This is a genomic window from Pelomonas nitida, assembly GCF_043555975.1.
Lineage (GTDB): Bacteria > Pseudomonadota > Gammaproteobacteria > Burkholderiales > Burkholderiaceae_C > Pelomonas > Pelomonas nitida.
The window spans coordinates 63604-82806 of sequence record NZ_JBIGIA010000016.1; the positions used below are offsets into that span (position 1 = coordinate 63604).

At 69.3% G+C, this 19203-nt stretch carries 20 protein-coding genes; 13 read left to right on the plus strand and 7 right to left on the minus strand.

Annotation, left to right across the window (positions count from 1 at the left end; translation table 11 throughout):
* Positions 1-64: 64 nt before the first annotated feature.
* Positions 65-988, minus strand: coding sequence for an ABC transporter ATP-binding protein (locus tag ACG00X_RS18855; RefSeq protein WP_394490336.1), 924 nt, complete (start codon positions 986-988; stop codon positions 65-67).
* Positions 989-1132: 144 nt separating this feature from the next.
* On the opposite strand from ACG00X_RS18855, the gene ACG00X_RS18860 reads away from it, so the two are divergent.
* From ACG00X_RS18860 to ACG00X_RS18875, 4 genes are all read left to right on the plus strand, one after another.
* A complete protein-coding gene (locus ACG00X_RS18860; protein ID WP_394490338.1) occupies positions 1133-1804 on the plus strand; it encodes a TetR/AcrR family transcriptional regulator in 672 nt (223 codons plus the stop codon).
* Positions 1805-1816: 12 nt separating this feature from the next.
* Positions 1817-2590 (plus strand): tetratricopeptide repeat protein, encoded by a 774-nt coding sequence (locus ACG00X_RS18865; protein WP_394490340.1) that lies wholly within the window; start codon positions 1817-1819, stop codon positions 2588-2590.
* A 134-nt stretch (positions 2591-2724) separates the two neighbouring features.
* Positions 2725-3066, plus strand: a complete 342-nt coding sequence (locus ACG00X_RS18870; RefSeq protein ID WP_394490342.1) for a hypothetical protein — start codon at positions 2725-2727, stop codon at positions 3064-3066.
* 101 nt (positions 3067-3167) lie between these two features.
* Entirely contained in the window at positions 3168-3518 is a 351-nt protein-coding gene (locus ACG00X_RS18875) for a hypothetical protein (protein WP_394490344.1), read from the plus strand.
* A gap of 12 nt (positions 3519-3530) precedes the next feature.
* On the opposite strand, the gene ACG00X_RS18880 is transcribed toward ACG00X_RS18875, so the two are convergent.
* Positions 3531-4943, minus strand: coding sequence for a wax ester/triacylglycerol synthase family O-acyltransferase (locus ACG00X_RS18880; RefSeq protein WP_394490346.1), 1413 nt, complete (start codon positions 4941-4943; stop codon positions 3531-3533).
* Positions 4944-5122: 179 nt separating this feature from the next.
* Between ACG00X_RS18880 and ACG00X_RS18885 the strand changes: the two genes are divergently transcribed.
* Entirely contained in the window at positions 5123-5374 is a 252-nt protein-coding gene (locus ACG00X_RS18885) for an acyl-CoA-binding protein (protein ID WP_394490348.1), read from the plus strand.
* 38 nt (positions 5375-5412) lie between these two features.
* Here ACG00X_RS18885 and ACG00X_RS18890 read toward each other — a convergent pair whose 3' ends face one another.
* A complete protein-coding gene (locus tag ACG00X_RS18890; protein ID WP_394490350.1) occupies positions 5413-5736 on the minus strand; it encodes a polyhydroxyalkanoic acid system family protein in 324 nt (107 codons plus the stop codon).
* Between the two features lie 131 nt (positions 5737-5867).
* Between ACG00X_RS18890 and ACG00X_RS18895 the strand changes: the two genes are divergently transcribed.
* Genes ACG00X_RS18895 through ACG00X_RS18905 form a run of 3 tightly spaced genes read left to right on the plus strand, consistent with a single transcriptional unit; the run spans position 5868 to position 8208 of the window.
* On the plus strand, positions 5868-6641 hold the full coding sequence (locus ACG00X_RS18895) for a tetratricopeptide repeat protein (protein WP_394490352.1): 774 nt from the start codon (positions 5868-5870) through the stop codon (positions 6639-6641).
* A gap of 2 nt (positions 6642-6643) precedes the next feature.
* Positions 6644-7606, plus strand: coding sequence for an aldo/keto reductase (locus ACG00X_RS18900; RefSeq protein ID WP_394490354.1), 963 nt, complete (start codon positions 6644-6646; stop codon positions 7604-7606).
* Positions 7603-8208 carry a hypothetical protein gene (locus tag ACG00X_RS18905; protein WP_394490356.1) on the plus strand — a complete coding sequence of 202 codons (606 nt, stop codon included), beginning with the start codon at positions 7603-7605 and terminating at the stop codon, positions 8206-8208. The genes ACG00X_RS18900 and ACG00X_RS18905 overlap by 4 nt, the downstream gene beginning before the upstream one ends.
* 15 nt (positions 8209-8223) lie before the next feature.
* Here the strand turns inward: ACG00X_RS18905 and ACG00X_RS18910 are convergent, their stop codons facing one another.
* The 4 genes from ACG00X_RS18910 to ACG00X_RS18925 form a co-directional block, all read right to left on the minus strand.
* Positions 8224-8751 carry a GNAT family N-acetyltransferase gene (locus tag ACG00X_RS18910; protein ID WP_394490358.1) on the minus strand — a complete coding sequence of 176 codons (528 nt, stop codon included), beginning with the start codon at positions 8749-8751 and terminating at the stop codon, positions 8224-8226.
* Entirely contained in the window at positions 8717-9772 is a 1056-nt protein-coding gene (locus ACG00X_RS18915) for an aminopeptidase (protein WP_394490360.1), read from the minus strand. The genes ACG00X_RS18910 and ACG00X_RS18915 overlap by 35 nt, the downstream gene beginning before the upstream one ends.
* On the minus strand, positions 9769-11787 hold the full coding sequence (locus ACG00X_RS18920; RefSeq protein WP_394490362.1) for a molybdopterin-containing oxidoreductase family protein: 2019 nt from the start codon (positions 11785-11787) through the stop codon (positions 9769-9771). The genes ACG00X_RS18915 and ACG00X_RS18920 overlap by 4 nt, the downstream gene beginning before the upstream one ends.
* An 80-nt stretch (positions 11788-11867) precedes the next feature.
* On the minus strand, positions 11868-12602 hold the full coding sequence (locus ACG00X_RS18925) for an SDR family oxidoreductase (RefSeq protein WP_394490364.1): 735 nt from the start codon (positions 12600-12602) through the stop codon (positions 11868-11870).
* 116 nt (positions 12603-12718) lie between these two features.
* Between ACG00X_RS18925 and ACG00X_RS18930 the strand changes: the two genes are divergently transcribed.
* The 5 genes from ACG00X_RS18930 (at position 12719) to ACG00X_RS18950 (ending at position 19163) form a co-directional block, all read left to right on the plus strand.
* A complete protein-coding gene (locus ACG00X_RS18930; protein WP_394490366.1) occupies positions 12719-13633 on the plus strand; it encodes a LysR family transcriptional regulator in 915 nt (304 codons plus the stop codon).
* 169 nt (positions 13634-13802) lie between these two features.
* Positions 13803-14864 carry an ABC transporter ATP-binding protein gene (locus tag ACG00X_RS18935; protein ID WP_394490368.1) on the plus strand — a complete coding sequence of 354 codons (1062 nt, stop codon included), beginning with the start codon at positions 13803-13805 and terminating at the stop codon, positions 14862-14864.
* Positions 14865-15079: 215 nt separating this feature from the next.
* Positions 15080-16159 (plus strand): porin, encoded by a 1080-nt coding sequence (locus ACG00X_RS18940; protein ID WP_394490370.1) that lies wholly within the window; start codon positions 15080-15082, stop codon positions 16157-16159.
* Between the two features lie 245 nt (positions 16160-16404).
* Complete coding sequence (locus ACG00X_RS18945; protein ID WP_394490372.1) at positions 16405-17067, plus strand: hypothetical protein; 663 nt, start codon at positions 16405-16407, stop codon at positions 17065-17067.
* A 149-nt stretch (positions 17068-17216) separates the two neighbouring features.
* Positions 17217-19163 (plus strand): acid phosphatase, encoded by a 1947-nt coding sequence (locus ACG00X_RS18950; RefSeq protein WP_394490374.1) that lies wholly within the window; start codon positions 17217-17219, stop codon positions 19161-19163.
* Positions 19164-19203: the final 40 nt, after the last annotated feature.

The following is a 19203-nucleotide window of genomic DNA, read 5'->3' on the forward strand; positions in this document are numbered from 1 at the left end:
CCCGTTCGCGTTTCGCGCTGCCCCGCCACGCGGGAATGAGCCCCTTCGGGCGGCCGTGCGAGGCTCATGCCGCAGCTCCATTCATGATTTCGAGGAACACGTCTTCCAGGTCGGCGCGGCCGATCTCCAGGTCTTCGATGGGCACGCCGGCAGCGCGCAGCGTGCCCAGCGTGGTCTCGACTTCGGCGGCGTCATGCGCCGTCACCTGCACGATGCGCCCGGTGACGCGGGCGCGCGCGGCGATGTCCGGCGGCAGCGCCGCATCCGTCTTGAACCGCAGCATGGTGGAGGCCGTGCCCGCCAGCAGCTGCGAGGTGCGGTCCAGCGCGACGATGCGCCCGGCCTTCAGCATGCCGATGCGCTGGCACAGCGCCTCGGCTTCTTCGAGGTAGTGCGTGGTCAGCAGCACCGCGTGGCCTTCCTTGTTCAGCCGCGCGATGAACTGCCACAGCGTCTGGCGCAGCTCCACGTCCACGCCGGCCGTGGGCTCGTCCAGCACGATGACCGGCGGCCGGTGCACCAGCGCCTGCGCGACGAGCACGCGGCGCTTCATGCCGCCCGACAGCTGGCGCATGTTGGCGTGCGCCTTGTCGGCCAGGCCCAGGTTCTCCAGCAGCTCGTCGATCCAGGCGTCGTTGTTCTTCACGCCGAAGTAGCCGCTCTGGATGCGCAGCGTCTCGCGCACGCTGAAGAAGGGGTCGAACACCAGCTCCTGCGGCACCACGCCCAGCGCCTTGCGCGCGGCGGCGTAGTCGTCCACCACGTCGTGGCCCATGACGCGCACCCGGCCTTCGGTGGCCCGCGTCAGGCCGGCCAACACACTGATCAGCGTCGTCTTGCCTGCGCCGTTGGGGCCCAGCAGGCCGAAGAATTCGCCGGGCTGGATGTCGAAGCTCACGCCATCCAGCGCCTTCAGCTGCCCTCCCCGGTAGGTTTTCTTGACGTTCTCGAAAGCGATGGCGGGAGGCGATGAAGACGGGCTCGGCATAGGCGGCGGATTCTAGAAGTCGCCCCGTTCAGGCCGTCTTTCGCTGCCAGAATGACCTGATGACCCGTGTGCCCCCATGCCCGCTGCCCTTGCGGCCCCGCGCCCGCGCATGCCAGCCGCTCCGCACGGTCGCGCGCTGCTGACATGCCCACGCCCAAACGCCCCCGCCGCACCGCCGAACGCATCCTCGAGGTCACGCTGGACCTGTTCAACGCGTTCGGCGAGCCCAATGTGTCGACGACGCTGATCTCGGCCGAGCTGAAGATCAGCCCCGGCAACCTCTACTACCACTACCCGGCCAAGGACGAGCTGGTCAACGTGCTCTTCGGCCGCTACGAGGCCGAGCTTGGCGAGCTGCTGGCCGCCGCCGACAACGTGCGCCACGTGGAGGACGCCTGGCTGTTCTTCCACATGCTGTTCGAGCTGATCTGGAAGTACCGCTTCCTCTACCGCGACCTGAACGACCTACTGTTCAAGAACCGCAAGCTGGAAACCCATTTCCAGGCCCTGCTCGCCGCCAAGGAGCAGGCCATGCGCCAGCTGTTGTCGGGCCTGCACCTGGGCGGCGCGCTGAAGATGGAGCTGCGCGACGCCACGCCCACCGCCAGCGCGATGGTCGTCGTCGTCAGCTACTGGCTGAGCTACGAATACGTGCGCGACCCGCGCCATGCGCTGGAGCCCGACCGCGCCGGCAGCGCGCTGCTGCGCGGCGCCTTCCACGCTTTGAGCCTGCTGCTGCCCTATCTGGAGCCGGCGTCGCGCGACCACCTCTTCGAGCTCGCCGGCCACTACCAGTCTCATCCCGCACCACCCTGAAGGAGACAAGCGATGGCCAAGTGGACCACCTTCCCGCATGACAACAGCGCCTTCGTCTACACCCCCACCACGCTGAAGAAGCACTGGGCCCGCCTGCACGCCGGTGACGCCGAACCCTTCCCGAAGGACGCCGCCGTCGTGCAGGCCTGGATCGACTTCCACGCCGGCGACTTCCGCGCCGCCTACGACGCCGGCCTGGCCGCGGGCGGGGCCGGCATCACGGTGGCCAACAAGGCCCAGGGCATCTACGCCAACTACCTCGAGAAGAAGGAGAAGGTGAAGCAGGAGATGCTGCTGGAGATTGCCGAGCGCGCCGAAGCCCAGCAGGCCGACGACCCCAAGAACGCCAACGCCTACTACTGGCAGGCCTTCGCGCTGGGCCGCTACGGCCAGAGCATCAGCGTCGCCAAGGCCCTGGCGCAAGGCCTGGGCACCAAGATCAAGACGGCGCTGGAAACCACGCTCCAGTTGGCCCCCAAGCATGCCGACGCCCACATCGCGCTGGGTGCCTTCCATGCGGAGGTCATCGACAAGGTCGGCAAGCTGCTCGGCAAGACGCAAGGCGCCGACACCGCGACGGGGCTGAAGATGTTCGAGCAGGCGCTCAAGCTCAACCCGACCAGCGCCATCGCCATGATCGAGCGCGCCAACGGCCTGGTCATGCTGGAGGGCGACAAGCGCATGGCCGAGGCCGAGTCGCTCTACGCCGCCGCCGCGGCCTGCGAGCCCATGGATGCGATGGAGTTGCTGGACATCGAATCGGCCCGGGCCGAACTCGAGGACTGAGCAACGCCTCGAATCCGCACCCGCCGGGAGGTGCCGGAGGTCACGCGCCGCGCACCCGTGGTTCCGGGGATGCGGGTCCAGGCGTGGCGTCGTAAGCTCCGGCCCACACCTACCCCTGCTGCGAGACAAGCGCCATGAAGTTCCTGATCCCCACCGTCGCCGCCCTGACCGTGTTCGCCGCCCAGGCCGCCAACAACGCCACGCCCGAACAGGCCGAACTGCGCGCCGAATGTGCCAAGAGCTACAGCGACACCAGCAGCGTCGCCATGCCGGTGGCGGCCAACGAATACCAGTTCGTCTATGCCGCCGGCAAGTACAAGGGCGAGGCCCGCCCCGGCAAGCTGCTGCCCTGCACCTCGCAGCAATACGCGGCCTACCTGGACAACAAGGCCGACCCGGCCAAGGTGATGGCGGCCTACCCCACCGCCGCCGGCCGCCCGACGGCCAAGAAGGCCGCCGAAGCCGCGCGCCCCTGAGCCGGCCCGGCCCTCCCGCCAAGGCGCTCCTCGGAGCGCCTTTGTTTTTGCCGCCGCCACGGCCTACTCTTAAAGAGCCATTGGCTTTCAGGAGGTATGCCATGAGAACGCTTGTCGTCGCGGTTGCCACGCTGGTGACCGCCCTTCCCGCCTCGGCCGCGACCACCCCCGCCGACTTCGCCCTGGCTTCGCTGCGCGAGGGCTGCTCGCAAAGCTACGCCAGCTACATCGCCAAATACCCCGCGGGCACCGAAGCACCGGCCTTTGCCGGCGAGCGCATCAAGGGCGACATGCGCTACTACAACGACGCCAAGGCCTGCACCGAAGAGCAGTACGCGGCCTACCTTGAAAAGGCCGACCCCGCCACGGTCGCGCTGGCCCACCCCAGCGCCGCCGGCAAGAAGGCCCCGGCCAAGAAGCCCGCTACGGCCGCACCGGCCAAGCCCAACTAGCCGCGCCGCGCCTCAGCCGGCCTCCTGCCCCCAGGGCATCATCAGCGACAGCAGCAGCAGCTTCTCGAACTCGGGCGCGAAGTTGGCGACGATGGCCTCGGGGTCGGGGCACAGCCCGGCATCGGTGATGAGCCCGAACTGCACGCGGCCGGCGTAGGTCAGGATGCTGACGCCCATGCCGATGTCGCCCGACTGCGGCACCCAGAACATCACCTTCTCCACCGTCGAGCCGCAGAACTTGAGCGCCTCGGCGGGCCCGGGCACATTGGTCATGACGGCCGTTGCCTTCTTGGCGAACAGATTCAGCATCGCGTGCTGCACAGGCTTGATGAGCAAGCCCGCCACCGACAGCAGCCCGAACGCCATCACCGGCTGGAAGCTGCCCTTGAGTTCGTTCATGCGGGCACGCACCGAGAACAGCCGCTCCACCGGGTTGGCAATGCCGATGGGCAGCACCAGCGGCACCAGGCCGAAGCGGTTGCCCAGCTGCCAGGCCTGTTCCAGCGGCCGCAGGTTCACCGGCACCATCGCGCGGATCTCCTTGCCCGCCGGGTCTTCGCCGCGCTCGGCCAGGTAGCGCCCGATCGCGCCCGCGGCGCAGGCCAGCAGCACGTCGTTGATGGACGCGCCCAGCGCCTGGCCGACGACCTTGACCTCGTCCAGCGACAGGCTGTCGTCCCAGGCCACCGCCTTCTTCGCGCCGGGCTTGCCCTTGAGCCGGGTGTGCGAGTCGTCCGCCATCAGCGCGAAGGCCGCCACGTCGGACACCGCCTGGTACCCCATGCGCGCCATTTCCAGCGACGAGTCCACCGGCGTGTGCTCGCCCATCGCCAGGTCCACGCCCTTGGCGGCCCCCTTGCCGGTCAGGCCGATGGCCTTCACGGCCATGTTCGTCATGGGCCGCAGGAAGGCGTCCAGCAACCACCCGGCTTCGTCGGGCTCTTCCTTGGGCGCGCGCCGTGGCGGTGCCTTGCCGCCATCGGTGATGGACAGCATCACCGCGATCAACGCGATGCCGTCGGCAATGCAATGGTGAACGCGCGCGATCAGGGCGCTGCTGCCGTCGCCCATGTCCTCGATGAGCTGGAACTGCCACAGCGGGTGATCGGGGTGCAACGGCTGCGTGCACAGCTCGGCGACACGCTCGCGCAGCACATCGTCGCGGCTCTGGCCGCGCAGCGGCAGCGGTACCTCGGCGACGACGTGGCGGGCGATGTCGAAATCCTTGTCGACCACCCACTGCGCGCCCAGCAGCGAGTCCTCCACCACCCGCTGGCGAAAGCGCGGGTACTGCAGCAGCCGCTCGGCCACGCGCTCGCGCAAGGCCGCCAGCGTGATGCCGGGGCGGATAGACCAGACCCCGACGATCATCATCAGGTTGGCCTCGGTGTCCATGCGCAGCCAGGCCGTATCCACCCTGGACATTCGTTCGCTGCTGGCAGCCATGTGTCTCCTCGGAATCGCTTTTTGCCGGGCCTAAACTCGTCGGCTCGTCATTCGATTGTGACCACATCGAACCCGCCGGGCCTGTTCGCGCAACGGCACCGGGCGCCAGCCGCCCGGCTACCGTCGCGTTAACAAGCCCCCTCAGCCTGGAGACTCTCGTGAGCCTGAAAGACCAATTCGAAGCCGCCGTCGCCGACTCTAAAACCCTGCCCGAACGGCCCGACAACATGACCTTGCTGAAGATCTACGCGCTCTACAAGCAAGGCAGCGCGGGGGACGTCGACGGCAGCCGCCCCGGCTTCACCGACCTGGTGGGCCGCGCCAAGTGGGACGCCTGGAACGAGCTGAAAGGCACGTCGAGCGACGACGCGCAGCAGCAGTACATCGATCTGATCGAGTCGCTGAAGTAGGCGCTCCGGCGTTCCGCCACCGCCGGCCCGGCGCGACGTCAGGCCGGCTTTTTCTTGCCCGGCGCCGGCTGCTCGGCCGCCAACAATGTGTCCAATTCTTTCTGGATCTCGGCCTCGATCGTCGCCTTGAAGGCCCCCAGCAGAAAGCCCAGCTGCGCCACCACCTCGAAATGGCGGGCCGACACGGTGAGCGCCCCCTTCACGCCGGAGCGGGTGAATTCCACGGTGTCCTCGTCCCCGCCCTCATGGACGGTGCAGGCCATGTCGAACTTCTGCTCGAGCCGCTCGGCCCATTGGCTGGCGATTTCGCGGGCGCGCGGCAGGCCCAGCGCGTGGTCTCGGTGGATGCGGATATCGGCCACGGCGGCCCTCCTGGTGATGAGCGCCGCACTCTAAGCCAGAAGCCTTGCGTAACACCCGGCACGCCAAATTGACCGCATACTCTGCCGCTCAAAAAGTCTGGCAAAAGCCAGCCTCAGCCCTGGGAGGAACCATGCGCTCCGCCGACCTCATCCCCACACTCACCAGCCCGGATCCGCTCAGCAACGGGATGGCGCAGATGCGTGCCGCTCGGCCCGACCACCAGCAGGCCGTGTACTGGTTCGGCATCGCGGCGGACGCAGGCAACGCCGAGGGCCTGGCCATGCTCGCCTACTGCCAGCTCGAAGGGCTGGGCCTGCCGCGCGATGCCACCCAGGCGCGCCAACGGCTGGAGCGGGCCGTGGCGCAGGGAAGCTTGACGGCGAAGTTCCACCTCGCTCGCTCGCTGGTGGCCGGCTGGGGTGGCCCCATCGAGCCGGCGCGCGGGCTGGCGCTCTACACCGACGCCGCCGCCCAAGGCCATGCCGATGCCACCTTCAACCTCGCCTGCTGCCTGGAATCCGGTTGGGGTTGCCAGGTCGACACACTGGCCGCCAAGGCGCTCTTCATGCGCGCCCGGGCGCTGGGCAGCCCCCTGAGGTCGCCCGGCCTGCTCATCCACCAACGCGAGGTGGATGCCGTGCGCGACCTGGCGCGGCGGTTCGAGCGGGGTGGCCGCCTGGCCGAGCGCCTGCGGGAGCGGCAGATCGAGATCGAGCTTGTCAACAACCTCATGCAACAGCCCCGCCGCAAGAGCCACAGAAGCCGGCTCATGCAGCGGCTGGCCAAGGCCGGCGCCTTCATATCGGCGGTCGCCTCCGCGGCCGTGGGCACGCTGACCGACATGGTGGGCCGGCGTGGGCGGCGGGAGCTGGCGCATGATGCCGGTCCCACGACCATCCACTGACCATGCCCTTTCGCGCGCCCCTGACCGCCCACTTCCACGACATCGGCCCCATCGTCTACGGCTGCATGGCCCTGGGCGGCGACTGGGGCGGCAGCCCCATCACCGAGGCCGACATCGCCCAGGCGCACGCGGCTGTCGAGGCCGCGCTGTCCATCGGCATCCAACTGTTCGACCATGCCGACATCTACCGCCGCGGCAAGGCGGAGACGGTCTTCGGCGAACTGCTCAAGCGCGACGCCGGCCTGCGCGCCCGGGTGCGGCTGCAGAGCAAATGCGGCATCCGCTTCGCCGACGACGCCAACGTCGGCCGCTATGACCTCAGCGCCGACTACATCGAGCACAGCGTCGACGGCATCCTGCGGCGCCTGGGCGTGGAGCACATCGACATCCTGCTGCTGCACCGCCCCGACCCGCTGATGCAGCCCGCCGAGGTCGCGCGCGCCTTCGGCCGGCTCAAGGCCGCCGGCAAGGTGGGGCACCTGGGCGTGTCCAACATGCACGCCGGGCAGATGCGCTGGCTGCAGTCGGCGCTCGCCGAGCCGCTGGTCGCCAACCAGCTGGAGATCAGCCTGGCCAAGTTGGATGCCATCGACGCGGGCACCACCTTCAACGACCCGCAGGCCGCCACGCGCCCTGGCGCGATGGCCTGGGCCGGCACGCTGGAGTACGCGCAGCAGCACGGCGTGCAGTTGCAGGCCTGGGGGTCGCTGGCGCAGGGGCGGTTCAACGACCCCGCAGCCTCGGCGGCCGCCAAGGTCGTGCACGAGATTGCCGAGACGCACCGCACGACGGCCAACGCCGTGCTGCTGGCCTGGCTGCTGCGGCACCCGGCCGGCATTCAGCCGGTCATCGGCAGCGGCAATGCGGAGCGCATTCGCGCCTGCGGCGATGCCGTGAAGATCCAGCTGAGCCGGGAGGAGTGGTACCGGCTGTATGTGGCGGCGCGGGGGCAGGCGCTGCCATGAGCGCCGAACTTCCCGTTCAATCGATAGCGGCAATCGCCACTGTCGTTGCGGCGTTAATAGCCGGAGCGATTGCTTTCGTTAACCTCACGTTGACCAAGGAACAGAAGACTTCTGAATTCCGGCAAGCCTGGATCGACGCGCTGAGGGAAGACCTTGCTCAGTTCCTTGCTGCAGCCCGGGCATTCACCCGCGCCATAGAGGCTCTGCACACGCTTGGTCCAGATTACGACACCAAATATCCACTGAATATCAGCGCCTCAAAGATTAGCGAACTCCGATACCAAGCAGCTGAAACATTCAGTCGAATCCAACTCAGATTGAATCCCGATGAACCGGAGCATGTCGAATTGCTGCGCCTTTTGCGTCGGGCAATTGATGAGCAGAATGCGGCGCTTGCTGCCAAAGCGACGGACATTGGCCCAACGATGAGAGCAATAGAGGCTGCAACCTCATACGCTCAGCCGGTGCTGAAACGAGAGTGGACTCGAGTAAAGCGCGGAGAACTGCCGTTCCGAGTCGCGCGGAATTGGGTTGCACCGATCATCGTCATGCTCTCAGTAGCATTCGTTCTGTTTTTGCTGGCCGGCAAGTTCAAGATTTGACGCCAAGCGCCGCTTCTATGAGCTACACACCATCGGCTGCCTCGGATGCAGCCTCGCCATCGTCAGCACGTCTTCAAACACGCCGTTGCGCAGCGCATAAGCCCTGAGCCGGCCTTCCGGCGCGAAGCCGTGGCGCTCGTAGAGCCGGATGGCGCGCTGGTTGTCGTGGAAGACGGTGAGTTCGATGCGCAGCACCTGGGCCCAGTTGTCGGCGTAGTCCAGCAGGGCCGTCATCAGCGCGTTGCCGACGCCCTGCCCCTGCGCCGACGGTGACACGGAGATGCCCAGCATCATCGCGTGGCGCCGCCGCAGTTGCGGGCCGACGGGGTGCAGCCCGGCGCTGCCCACCGCGTGGCCGTCGCGTTCGGCGATGAGCATCAGCTCGGGCGAGCCCGGCACCGGCGGCGCGCTCAGGCGCTGCTGCCACGCCTCCACGTTGGCGTAAGGCAGTTGCAGCAGGCCGGGGTAGACGTCGGGGTCGGCCAGCTGCTCGGCCATGACGGCGGCATCACTGGGGCGGACTCGGCGCAGGGTCAGCGTCATGCGGGTCTCCTTGAACCCGCAAGTTAGCACGCCGGGCCTCGCGCGCCAGCGGCTTCAGCGCCTCAACGGCCGCGTGGAACTTCGCCCAGTCGCGGCCCTCGCGTTCGAACAGGCGCACGAAGGCCGGTACGAGTTCGTCGTACGCGGCCAGGATGGCGAAGTTGGCGTTGTTGGCGCGCTGGAACCAGGCTTCAAAGCCCGGCGCTTCCGTCTTGGCACGCTCGCGCAGTTCGGCCATGACGGCGGCCTTGGCCGCCGCGCGTTGGCCGGCCGGGCCGTCGTACACGGCCTGCAGCTTCAAGCGCCCCTCGCGTGCCAGCTTCAGGAAGGCCGCGCGGCGTGACCGCCCGGCCTCGAAGGCGGCCAAGGCCTCGGGCCTGGCGGCCAGCCACTGGCGCGCGCCGATCAGCTCGACGGCGCTGGCATAGGCCTCGTTGAAGCCGGTGTCGTCGCCGACGTAGACGCGCTGGTGGGCCAGCTCGTGGAAGATCATGGCCGCCAGCTCACCGTCCGGGTAGCGGATGAAGGTGTTCAGCAGCGGGTCGCCGCCCAGCAGCCTGCTCCAACCCAGCGTGGAGTAGGCGGGAATGGCCTGCACCTGCACCTCCCAGCCCTCGGCCTTCAGCGCCTCGGCGCGCTTCTTGGCTTCGTCGAGGTTGAACCAGCCCTGGTAGCCGGCGCAACCCATCAGCGGATAGCACCAGGTCTTCAGCGTGAAGCCGAACTCCGGCGCGGCGATGACGTTCCAGACCGCCGCCGGGCGGTGCAGGTCGGCATAGCGGCGGTAGCTGTTGTTGTCGGGCAGGGCCAGCTGCGCGGTGGCGTAGTCGCGCAGCTGCTGTGACAGCCGCAGGCGCTCGGCGAGGTCGGTGGGCGTCGCCGGGTCGGCCAGCCAGTCCGCCACCGGCCTGGCGGCGCGCGTGATGCCGAGGTGCCCACCCGCCGCCTGGCTCCAGTGGCCGATGGCGCTGCAGCCCCCGAGCAGCAGCAACGACGCCGACAGCAGCAGGCGCTGGATCAAGCCAGTTCCACTTGAACCAGGCAGTCGTAGAAGGCCGGCGCCTCGCCCATGTCGGTCAGGCGCTGGTGCGTGACCTCGTTGACGTTGGTGCCCTGCACGCCCAGCTTGCGCCACCACACGCCCAGACCGTTGACGACGCCGGGCCGCGCGCGCTTGCTGACCTTGAGCGTCGCGACGTAGCGGCCACGGTCGTTGAAGGCCGCCACGCGGGCACCGTCGGCCAGCTGGCGGGCAGCAGCGTCGTCGGCATGCATCTCGATGATGGGCTCGCTCTCGATATCGCGCAGGCTCTTCACGTTGACGAAGCTGCTGTTCAGGAAGTTGCGCGCCGGCGGCGAGATCATGGCCAGCGGGTAGCGCGCGGCCAGCTCGGGTGCGCTGGCGGTGCTCTCGTAGTTGGGCACGTAGTCGGCACCGGCGGCCTGCGCGCGGCCGTTGGGCGTGCGAAAGCCGCCGTTGGCGAACGGCGCGTCGGGAATGGGCAGCGGCTGCCAACCCTGTTCGCGCAGCAAGGCCATGTCGATATCGGCCGTGAAGGCCTGGGCGGCCAGCTGCTCGTCGGTGTCGGCGAAGCACGGGTCGCTCAGGCCCATGGCCGCCGCCAGCTCGCGGAAGATCTGCGTGTTGGTCTTGGCCGCGCCCAGCGGCTCAATAGCGGGCTGGTTCATCAGCACGTCGGTGTGGCCGTAGCTGGTGTGCACGTCCAGGTGTTCCAGCTGCGTGGTGGCGGGCAGCACGTAGTCGGCCAGGTCGGCCGTGTCGGTCATGAAGTGCTCCAGCACGACGGTGAACAGATCCTCGCGCTGGAAGCCCTTCACGACCTTGGGCGACTCGGGTGCCACGGCGACCGGGTTGCTGTTGTAGACGACCAGCGCCTCGATGCGCGGGCCGAACTCGGGCGATGCGGGCGCCAGCAGCGCATCACCGATGGTGCTCATGTTGACCATGCGCGGCGTGCGGCCCTGCAGCAGATCGGGGCGTTCCAGGTTCGGGTTCTTGAACGGCGCGTTCCAGCCCGACGCCGACAGCAGCATGCCGCCGCTCTCGTGCCGCCACGCACCGGTCAGGCAGGGCAGCAGCGCGATGAGGCGCACCGCGTTGCCGCCGCCGCGCACGCGCTGCATGCCGTAGTTCAGGCGGATGGCGGCGGGCTTGAGGGTCGCATAGTCGCGCGCCAGGCCGCGCACCTCGTCGGCACTGATGCCACAGGTCTCGGCGACACGCGCCGGCGGCCAGGCCAGCGCCTTCGCGCGCAGCTCGTCCCAGCCGTCGACGTGATGGGCGATGTAGTCGTGATCCAGCCAGTCGTTCTGGATGAGTTCGTGCATCAGGCCCAGCGCCAGCGCGCCATCGGTGCCCGGCAGCACGGCGATGTGCTGGTGGCATTTGTCGGCGGTCTCGGTCTTGCGCGGGTCGATGCAGATCAGCTTGGCGCCGTCGCGCTTGGCCTGGTTGGCATAGGTCCAGAAATGCAGGTTGGACGTGATGCTGTTGCTGCCCCAGATGACGATGAGCTTGGCGCCCGCGAAATGGCGCGTGTGCATGCCCAGCTTGTGGCCGTAGGTGGCGGCCAGGCCCGCGCCGCCGGCCGAGGCGCAGATGGTGCGGTCCAGCCGCGCGGCGCCCAGCGCGTTCCACAGCCGCCCGGCCATGGCCTCGCCCTGGATCAGGCCCATGGTGCCGGCATAGCTGTAGGGCTGGATGGCCTGTGGATCACGCGCGGCGATGGCTTTGAGCTTGGCCGCGATGTCGGCGATGGCCTCGGCCCAGCTCACCTGCACGAAGGCCGGCGCCTCGGTCTTCTTGCTGACACGCTTGAGCGGATGCAGCAGGCGCTCGGCGTGATAGGTGCGCTCGGGGTAACGCGAAACCTTGGTGCACAGCGCGCCATGCGTGTTGGGGTGCTCGGCGCGGCCCTGGACCTTGATGACGCGTTCGTTCTCGACGGTGACCTGCAGCGCGCAGGTGTCGGGGCAATCGTGGGGGCAGGCGCCGAAGACGGTACGGGTGGTCATGGCAATCGCGGGGCTGGAACAACCCCGCGATTGTCTCAACAGAAGGCGTGAGCGGGCGTGCGCGGCCCGCTCGCCCCTGCTCAGAGCTGGCTCATGCCGCCGTCGGCAATGATCTCCGTGCCGACGATGAAGGCCGACTCCGGCGCGCTGAGGTGCAGCACGGTGGCGGCAATCTCCTCCGGCGTGCCGAAGCGGCCCAGCGGAATCTGGCTCTGGATCTGCGCGGCAACCGTCTTCAGCGTCTCGTCATCGAAGCCCAGCTTGCCGTACAGCGGCGTGGCCACCGGGCCGGGGCTGACGACGTTGACCCGCGCGCCCTGCGGCAGCAGCTCGGCCGACAGCGTCTTGGCCAGCGAGATCAGCGCGGCCTTGCTGGCGGCGTAGATGGCCGAGTTGGGCATGCCGATGCGGGCGTTGATGGAGCCGTTCAGCACGATGGACGCGCCCTTGGCCAGCACCGGGCGCAGCGCCTGGATCAGGAAGAAGGCGCCCTTGGCGTTGGTGTCGAAGGTGCGGTCCCACAGGTCCTCGCTCGCGTCGGCCAGCGATGCGAACTCGGCCATGCCGGCGTTGACGAACACGGCGTCCAGCTGGCGGCCGGCGGCGGCCAGCTGCGCGCCGAGCGCACGGGCGCCGGCCACGTCGGACGCGTCCAGCGCGACGAGCTCGAAGCCTTCGGCCACATGCTGCTTGCCCGGGCGGGCGGTGACGATGACATGGGCGCCTTCGGCCTGGAAGGCGAGCGCGGTGGCGAGGCCGATGCCGGAGGTGCCGCCGGTGACGAGGACGGTCTTGCCAGTGAAACGGGAGGTCATGATGCGGTTCCTTTCGTGTCGAGTTGAGCGGCTTGTTTGCCGTGGACTCGATACTCGGCCGCCTCCCCTCTTTTGACGTCCGGCCGCGCTGGCCGACTCGTGCAAGGCTTTCGAACATGCTCAGTGACGACGAGATCCAGCTGATGGAAGCGATCGGGGCCAGCGGCAGCCTGACGCGCGCGGCGGCCGCGCTGGGCAAGGCGCCGTCCACCGTCTCCTACACGCTGCGCCAGATCGAGGGCCGCTTCGATGCGCTGCTGTTCGACCGCCGCCGCTACCGCCTGCAGCTCACGCCCGCAGGCCAGTTGCTGGTGCGCGAGGCGACGCGCCTGCGCGACGACATGCAGCGCCTCACGCGCCGCGTCACACAGGTGGCCAAGGGCTGGGAGGACCGGCTCTGGCTCGTCACCGACGAGATCATCGAGTTCGGCACGCTGCTGCCGGTGATTCAAGACTTCGACCGGCTCGACTCGGGCGTGAGCCTGCGCGTGACGCACGAAGTGCTGGGCGGCACCTGGGAGGCCCTGGCCGAAGGCCGCGGCGACCTGGTCATCGGCGCCACCAACGAGCCGCCCGCCGGGCTGGGCGTGCAGTGGCGTGAGCTGGGGCAGATGCGCTGGGTGTACGCCGTGTCGCCGCGCCATGCGCTGGCCAAGGTCAAGACGCCGCTGACCGCCGCACAGATGCAGCCGCACCGCGCCGTGGTGGTGGCCGACACCTCACGCCGCAGCGACGGCCGCGCCTACGGCCACGGCGCCGGGCAGGCACGGCTGGCCGTGCCCAGCATGGCCGCCAAGATCGCCGCGCAATGTGCGGGCCTGGGCGTGGGCTGGCTGCCCGAGGCTCGCGTGGCCTCGCTGCTCGCGCGCGGCGAGCTGGTGGAGAAGAAGGTCGCCGTGCCGCGCGAGCCCAACACGCTGTACCTGGGCTGGCGCGCGGGCGACGGCCGGGCGCTGGCCTGGTGGCTGGAACGGCTCAACGAGCCCCGGCTGTGCCAGCGGCTGGTGGACGGCGTGGACGCCTACGCCTGACGCCGCTGCGTGCCGGCCGGCAGGGCTGCGGCGGGTGCCCATGGTGAATACGCTAGGCAGCCGATGAAGCTCCCGCAATGATGATGCGCCTGGCCCACGCGCCGGCCCGGCGGTGGGCCGCCGCGCGCCTCTGGCGACCACAACATCCATAAATCCCCAGGAGACTTTGTTGACCCGCGTTCACATCCAGGATCTCAGCATCCGCTTCGGCCACCATGAGGTCATCCAGCACCTCGACCTCGACGTCCACAGCGGCGAGTTCCTCGTGCTGCTGGGCCCGTCGGGCTGCGGCAAGTCGACGCTGCTGCACACCATCGCCGGCCTGAACCCGGTCAGCGGCGGCAGCATCCACATCGGCGAGCAGGACGCGACGCACGCCGAGCCCAGCCAGCGCGGGGTGGGCATGGTGTTCCAGAGCTATGCGCTCTACCCCAACATGACGGTGCGCGAAAACCTCGCGTTCCCGCTGAAGATGGCCAAGACGCCGCCGGCCGAGCTGGACCGGCGCGTGGCCGCCGCCGCCGACATGCTGCAGCTGGGCCCCTTGCTGCAGCGCCGGCCCGGCCAGCTCTCCGGCGGGCAGCGCCAACGCGTGGCCATCGGCCGCGCCATCGTGCGCGAGGCCAAGGTGCTGCTGCTCGACGAGCCGCTGTCCAACCTCGACGCCAAGCTGCGCACCGACCTGCGCCGCGAGCTCAAGACGCTGCACCAGCGCCTGGGCAACACGATGATCTACGTCACCCACGACCAGGTGGAGGCCATGACGCTGGCCACGCGCATCGTCGTCATGCACCAGGGCGTCATCCAGCAGATCGGCACACCGGCCGAGGTCTACGACAGGCCGAAGAACCTGCGCGTGGCGGGCTTCGTCGGCTCGCCGGCCATCAACCGCATCGACGGCCAGGTGGGCGAAGGCGGCCGCTTCGTGTCGCCCGCGCTCACGCTGCCGCTGCCGGCGGCGCTCGCCGCGCGCCCGCTGGGTGAGGCGCTGACGCTGGCCGTGCGGCCCGAGAACGTCCGGCTGGGCGCCGAGCAGCCCTTCCCCGCCGACATCCAGCTCATCGAGCCGCTGGGCAACCAGCACGTCGTCTGGATGGGCAGCGGCGGCGCTTCCGTCTCGGCGGTGCTGCCGGGCCAGCCGCAAGTGGCCGACGGCACGACGGTGCGCTTCGGCTTCGACGCCGATCGCACGCTGTGGTTCGACGCGACCGGCGACCGCCTGGACGTGTGAAATCCCCCCGGGAGGCGACCAGGGTTGGCAGGCGCCGACAATAACTGATGCGCAGACCTCTGATCGGCATCAAAACTGGAACAGTGCGTTCCATGGTTCAGCTCTTTTGATCTCAGGGGGAACCCTGATGTGCCAGACCGTGCGAGGCCGTCATGGGACGACCGCACACCGGGCCGCCGAACCGGCGACCCAAAAGCAAATCGAAAGACGAGACCATGAAGTACAAGACCCTTGCACTCTCCGCACTGGCCCTGGCCGCCAGCTCCGCCGCGATCGCCCAGTCTTCGGACACGCAGGTATCGCTCTACGGCATCCTCGATGCCAACGTGCAGGTGCTCGATGGCATCTCCAACCAGACCCGCGTGCAGTCGGGTGGCCTGTCGGGCTCGCGCTTCGGTATCCGCGGCACTGAAGACCTCGGCGGCGGCCTGAAGGCGTTCTTCACGCTGGAATCCGGCATCAACGTCGACGACGGCACCAACGGCCAGAACGCCTTCTGGGGCCGTCAGGCCTTCGTCGGCCTGGGCACCGCCTACGGCAAGGTGTCGCTGGGCCGTCAGTACGGCAGCGTCTACACGCTGACCAATGAGTTCAGCCAGTTCTCCAACGTCGGCACCGGCGCCAGCACGGCCGTCATCGGCGGCTTCGGCGGCTACGAGCCCGTGCGCGGCGGCAGCGCGTCGGCCACCGGCAACGGCGGCCCGGCCCGCGTGAACAACTCGATCAAGATCGAATCGCTGAACTACGGCGGCTTCAGCGCCGGCGCACTGTGGGGCATGGGCGAAGTGGCCGGTGACACCAACGGCACCCGCGTCGCCGACGTCTATGGCCGCTACACCGCCGGTGGCCTGGACGTGATGCTGTCCCTGGTCGACGACAAGGCCGACGCCTTCGGCCAGAACGTGCGCACCATCTCGGCAGCAGCCGCCTACGACTGGAACAACTTCCGCTTCAACGGCGGCGTGATGCAGGTCAACGACCGCAACGCAACCGACCTGGACGGCAAGGGCTACTGGGTGGGCGCCAGCTACCGCACCGGCCAGCACGTGTTCAAGGGCCAGTACGTCGAGAGCAAGAACGACGGCGCCCTGGCGGACGGCAAGACCCAGGCCTTCGGCGTGGGCTACCAGTACGACCTGTCCAAGCGCACCGCGCTGTACAGCTCGCTCACCCGCTTCAAGAACGACGGCGTGGGCTATGTCAGCCGCGCGGCCGGCACCATCCCCGTGGGCCTGACCGATGCCAACAACCGCAACCTGACCGAGCTGGTGGCCGGCATCCGCCACAGCTTCTGATCGACGTCTGAAGTCCCTGGGCGCGATCCCTCCCTCCGCGCCCACTTGGCCCACCCTGTGAAGGGTGGGCCTTTTTGTTGGCGCCGCCCGGGCACCGCTTGCCACGGCAGCCGGCAGTCAGGTGTGTTCCGGCAACCACAAATGACGTTAGGCGTTGTCATGCAAACCTGCTGGAATCGGGGCATCGCACGACGCGCATCCCCCGGCCCACACCGCCACCGTCAATGCCCGCTCCAGCCCAACCCTTGCGCCTGCTTGCCGCGCTGAGCCTGCTGATCCCGCTGCTGGCCCCCGCCCAGACGCCGGCTCCACCGCTGAACGACGCCGAGCGCGCGCGGCGCGACGCAGAGAAGGTGCTGAGCTTCATCAAGTTCCAGCCCGTCAAAACCAAGCCCGCCAACGAAGCGGCCGACAAGCCGCGCCGGCCGACGCCGCCCACACCGCTCGCGCCGGGCCAGGCAGCGACCACCCCGCCCGTCCACGCGAAAGCTGCGGCGCAGCAGGCCGAGGCCGGCGCCGCGATGACACCCAGCGCGCTGCCCACCGCATCCGCCCCCTCGTCGCTGCCACCGCAGGCCCAGACGGCCTCGGGCTACACCGCCCCGGCCGCGGCCGTCAGCGAGCCCGAGCCGGACGCCGACGACGGTGAAGCCGAGCTGCAGATCCAGCATTTCGTCAGCCCGGTATTGCCGCCCTCGGTGCAGAAGACCCTCGGCAGCGGCACACGCAAGGTGGTCATGCGCTTCACCGTGCAGCCGAGTGGCGCCGTGAGCCAGGCCGCCCCGGCCGAAGACGACGTGCCGGCGCGGCTGGTCCGCCCCGCCACCGAGGCGATCATGCAATGGCGCTTCGCGCCACTGCCGCACGCGCGCACGGTGGACGTCGAGATCGCCTTCAAGCGCGACTAGGACCACTCGCGCCGTCGCACCGTCGCGCCGCTGCACTTGACACGCGGGCGTCACCGACGCTCGGAAGAATCGCGGGCTTTTTGCACTCCCCGGATTCCTCTGCCATGCATCGCCCGACGCCCGCCCTTCCCCGCCTCCGTGCCCTCACCATGGCCGTCTCGGCCGCACTGGCTCTCGCAGGCTGCGGCGGCGGCGGTAGCGATGAGGCCGACCCGACCGTCGCGCCGGCCGCCGAGCCCGCCGGGCTGGGCAGCGCCGACAGCGCGCCACTGCCGCCGACGACCGCCTATGTGGACAGCGGCGCCACCAACAGCCGCAGCAACCCCTGCAACGTGACGCTCGACACCAACGCCGGCGTGCGCGTGCTGCAGGGCTTCCTGGACGTGTGGACGCCCAGTTCGCTGGTCGTGGACGCGGGCGTCACGCTGGCCGCCGCCAACGGCTGCAACGCCGTCACCGCCTCGACGTGGACCGGCATCCCGGGCGACACGACGGACGGCGCGGTCAAGAACGCCACCGTGCATGCCGCCAACATCGACTACGTCAAGACCGTGACGAAGGCGCGCACGGCCGCGCAGGCCCTGGCCGCCTACCTGGACGACCGCCGCGGCAAGGGCTTCAGCGTCAGCGACGGCATGGGGCCGCTGACCAGCCTGTGGCGCACCGGCGCGCAACAGACCAGCACGATCGCCAGCGTCGACGCCACGCAACCGCTGGCCACGGCGGTCAGCGACGGCGGCAACAACACCGGCGTGGGCTCGGCCACCAACACCGACCTGGGCCTGGCGGTGGACTTCATCAACAACATCGCCGACGGCTCCACCGAACCGCCCAAGCGCTTCTACAAGTACGCACGGCCCTGGCGCTGGAGCAGCGACGTGAAGGTCGTGCCGGCGCTGGAGTCGGCCAAGAGCACGACGCCGGCCACCGACGGCGGCTTCCCCAGCGGCCACACGGCCGAGGCCTGGCGCGACACGCTGGCCATGGCCTACCTGGTGCCGCAGCGCTTTCAGGAGCTGGTGGCGCGCGCGATGGAGATGGGCGAGAACCGCATCCTCGCCGGCATGCATTCGCCGCTGGACGTCATGGGCGGCCGCGTGCATGCCACCGCCGTCGTCGCCTACAGCCTGAGCAACGCCGCCTACTACACCACCACCGTCAAGGCCGCGGCCTACCGGCAGGCCCAGAACTACCTGATGGGCAAGGCCGGCGCTGCCGACTTCAACGCGCTCAACACCTACGCGCACACGGCCAAGACCAGCGACACCGCACAGGCCGACTACGACCGTTTCGCCGACCGCGCCGCCAACAAGGCCGCCTACCAGCAGCGCCTGACCTACGGCCTGGCGCGCATCAACACCGCCGGCGTGGCGGCCACCGTGCCCAAGGGCGCGGAAGTGCTGCTGGAAACGCGCCTGCCCTACCTCAGCGCCGAGCAGCGCCGCGTCGTGCTGAAGACCACCGCGCTGGACTCCGGCTACCCGCTGGGCAACGACAGCGAGGGCTGGGGCCGCCTGAATCTGTTCGCCGCCGCCGACGGCTACGGCGCCTTCAACGGCGACGTGACGGTGACGATGGATGCGGCACTGGGCGGCTTCTCGGCCACCGACAGCTGGCGCAACGACATCGCCGGCAAGGGCCGCCTCAGCAAGGCCGGCACCGGCACGCTGCGCCTGGCCGGCGCCAACACCTTCAGCGGTGGCGCCCTCGTCACGGCGGGCACGCTGGCGGCCGACTCGACGGGCGCGCTGGGCGCGGGTGATGTCTACGTGAAGGGCGGCACGCTGGAAGCCGCGGCGGCCGGCACCGTCAACATCGGCGGCGCCTACACCCAGGCCAGCGGCACGCTGAAGCTCGTGATGAGCAGCGCCACCAACGGCAGCCTGAAGGTCGGCGGCAACGCCGTCATCGTCGATGGCGGCCTGAGCATCGCCTTCGCCAATGGCTACAAGCCTGCCGTCGGCGACACCCTGACCGTGCTGGCCACCACCGGCCAGCGCGGTGGCCGCTTCGCGCAGGTCAGCGTGGCCGGCTTCAGCAAGGTCACGACCAACTACACGGCCAATGGCGTGACGGTGCGTCTGGACGGCGTCTGACGCCGCGCGGCTGAAGCAGCGGCGGCGCCACCGCCGCCGC

Excerpts from the sequence above, each read along its gene's own strand:
- ACG00X_RS18925 (WP_394490364.1), bottom strand. The coding sequence starts at position 12,602 with ATGACCTCCCGTTTCACTGGCAAGACCGTCCTCGTCACCGGCGGCACC.
- ACG00X_RS18855 (WP_394490336.1), bottom strand. The coding sequence starts at position 988 with ATGCCGAGCCCGTCTTCATCGCCTCCCGCCATCGCTTTCGAGAACGTC.
- ACG00X_RS18930 (WP_394490366.1), top strand. The coding sequence starts at position 12,719 with ATGCTCAGTGACGACGAGATCCAGCTGATGGAAGCGATCGGGGCCAGC.
- ACG00X_RS18905 (WP_394490356.1), top strand. The coding sequence starts at position 7,603 with ATGAGCGCCGAACTTCCCGTTCAATCGATAGCGGCAATCGCCACTGTC.
- ACG00X_RS18910 (WP_394490358.1), bottom strand. The coding sequence starts at position 8,751 with ATGACGCTGACCCTGCGCCGAGTCCGCCCCAGTGATGCCGCCGTCATG.
- ACG00X_RS18950 (WP_394490374.1), top strand. The coding sequence starts at position 17,217 with ATGGCCGTCTCGGCCGCACTGGCTCTCGCAGGCTGCGGCGGCGGCGGT.
- ACG00X_RS18940 (WP_394490370.1), top strand. The coding sequence starts at position 15,080 with ATGAAGTACAAGACCCTTGCACTCTCCGCACTGGCCCTGGCCGCCAGC.
- ACG00X_RS18860 (WP_394490338.1), top strand. The coding sequence starts at position 1,133 with ATGCCCACGCCCAAACGCCCCCGCCGCACCGCCGAACGCATCCTCGAG.
- ACG00X_RS18895 (WP_394490352.1), top strand. The coding sequence starts at position 5,868 with ATGCGCTCCGCCGACCTCATCCCCACACTCACCAGCCCGGATCCGCTC.
- ACG00X_RS18920 (WP_394490362.1), bottom strand. The coding sequence starts at position 11,787 with ATGACCACCCGTACCGTCTTCGGCGCCTGCCCCCACGATTGCCCCGAC.
- ACG00X_RS18875 (WP_394490344.1), top strand. The coding sequence starts at position 3,168 with ATGAGAACGCTTGTCGTCGCGGTTGCCACGCTGGTGACCGCCCTTCCC.
- ACG00X_RS18870 (WP_394490342.1), top strand. The coding sequence starts at position 2,725 with ATGAAGTTCCTGATCCCCACCGTCGCCGCCCTGACCGTGTTCGCCGCC.
- ACG00X_RS18865 (WP_394490340.1), top strand. The coding sequence starts at position 1,817 with ATGGCCAAGTGGACCACCTTCCCGCATGACAACAGCGCCTTCGTCTAC.
- ACG00X_RS18900 (WP_394490354.1), top strand. The coding sequence starts at position 6,644 with ATGCCCTTTCGCGCGCCCCTGACCGCCCACTTCCACGACATCGGCCCC.
- ACG00X_RS18880 (WP_394490346.1), bottom strand. The coding sequence starts at position 4,943 with ATGTCCAGGGTGGATACGGCCTGGCTGCGCATGGACACCGAGGCCAAC.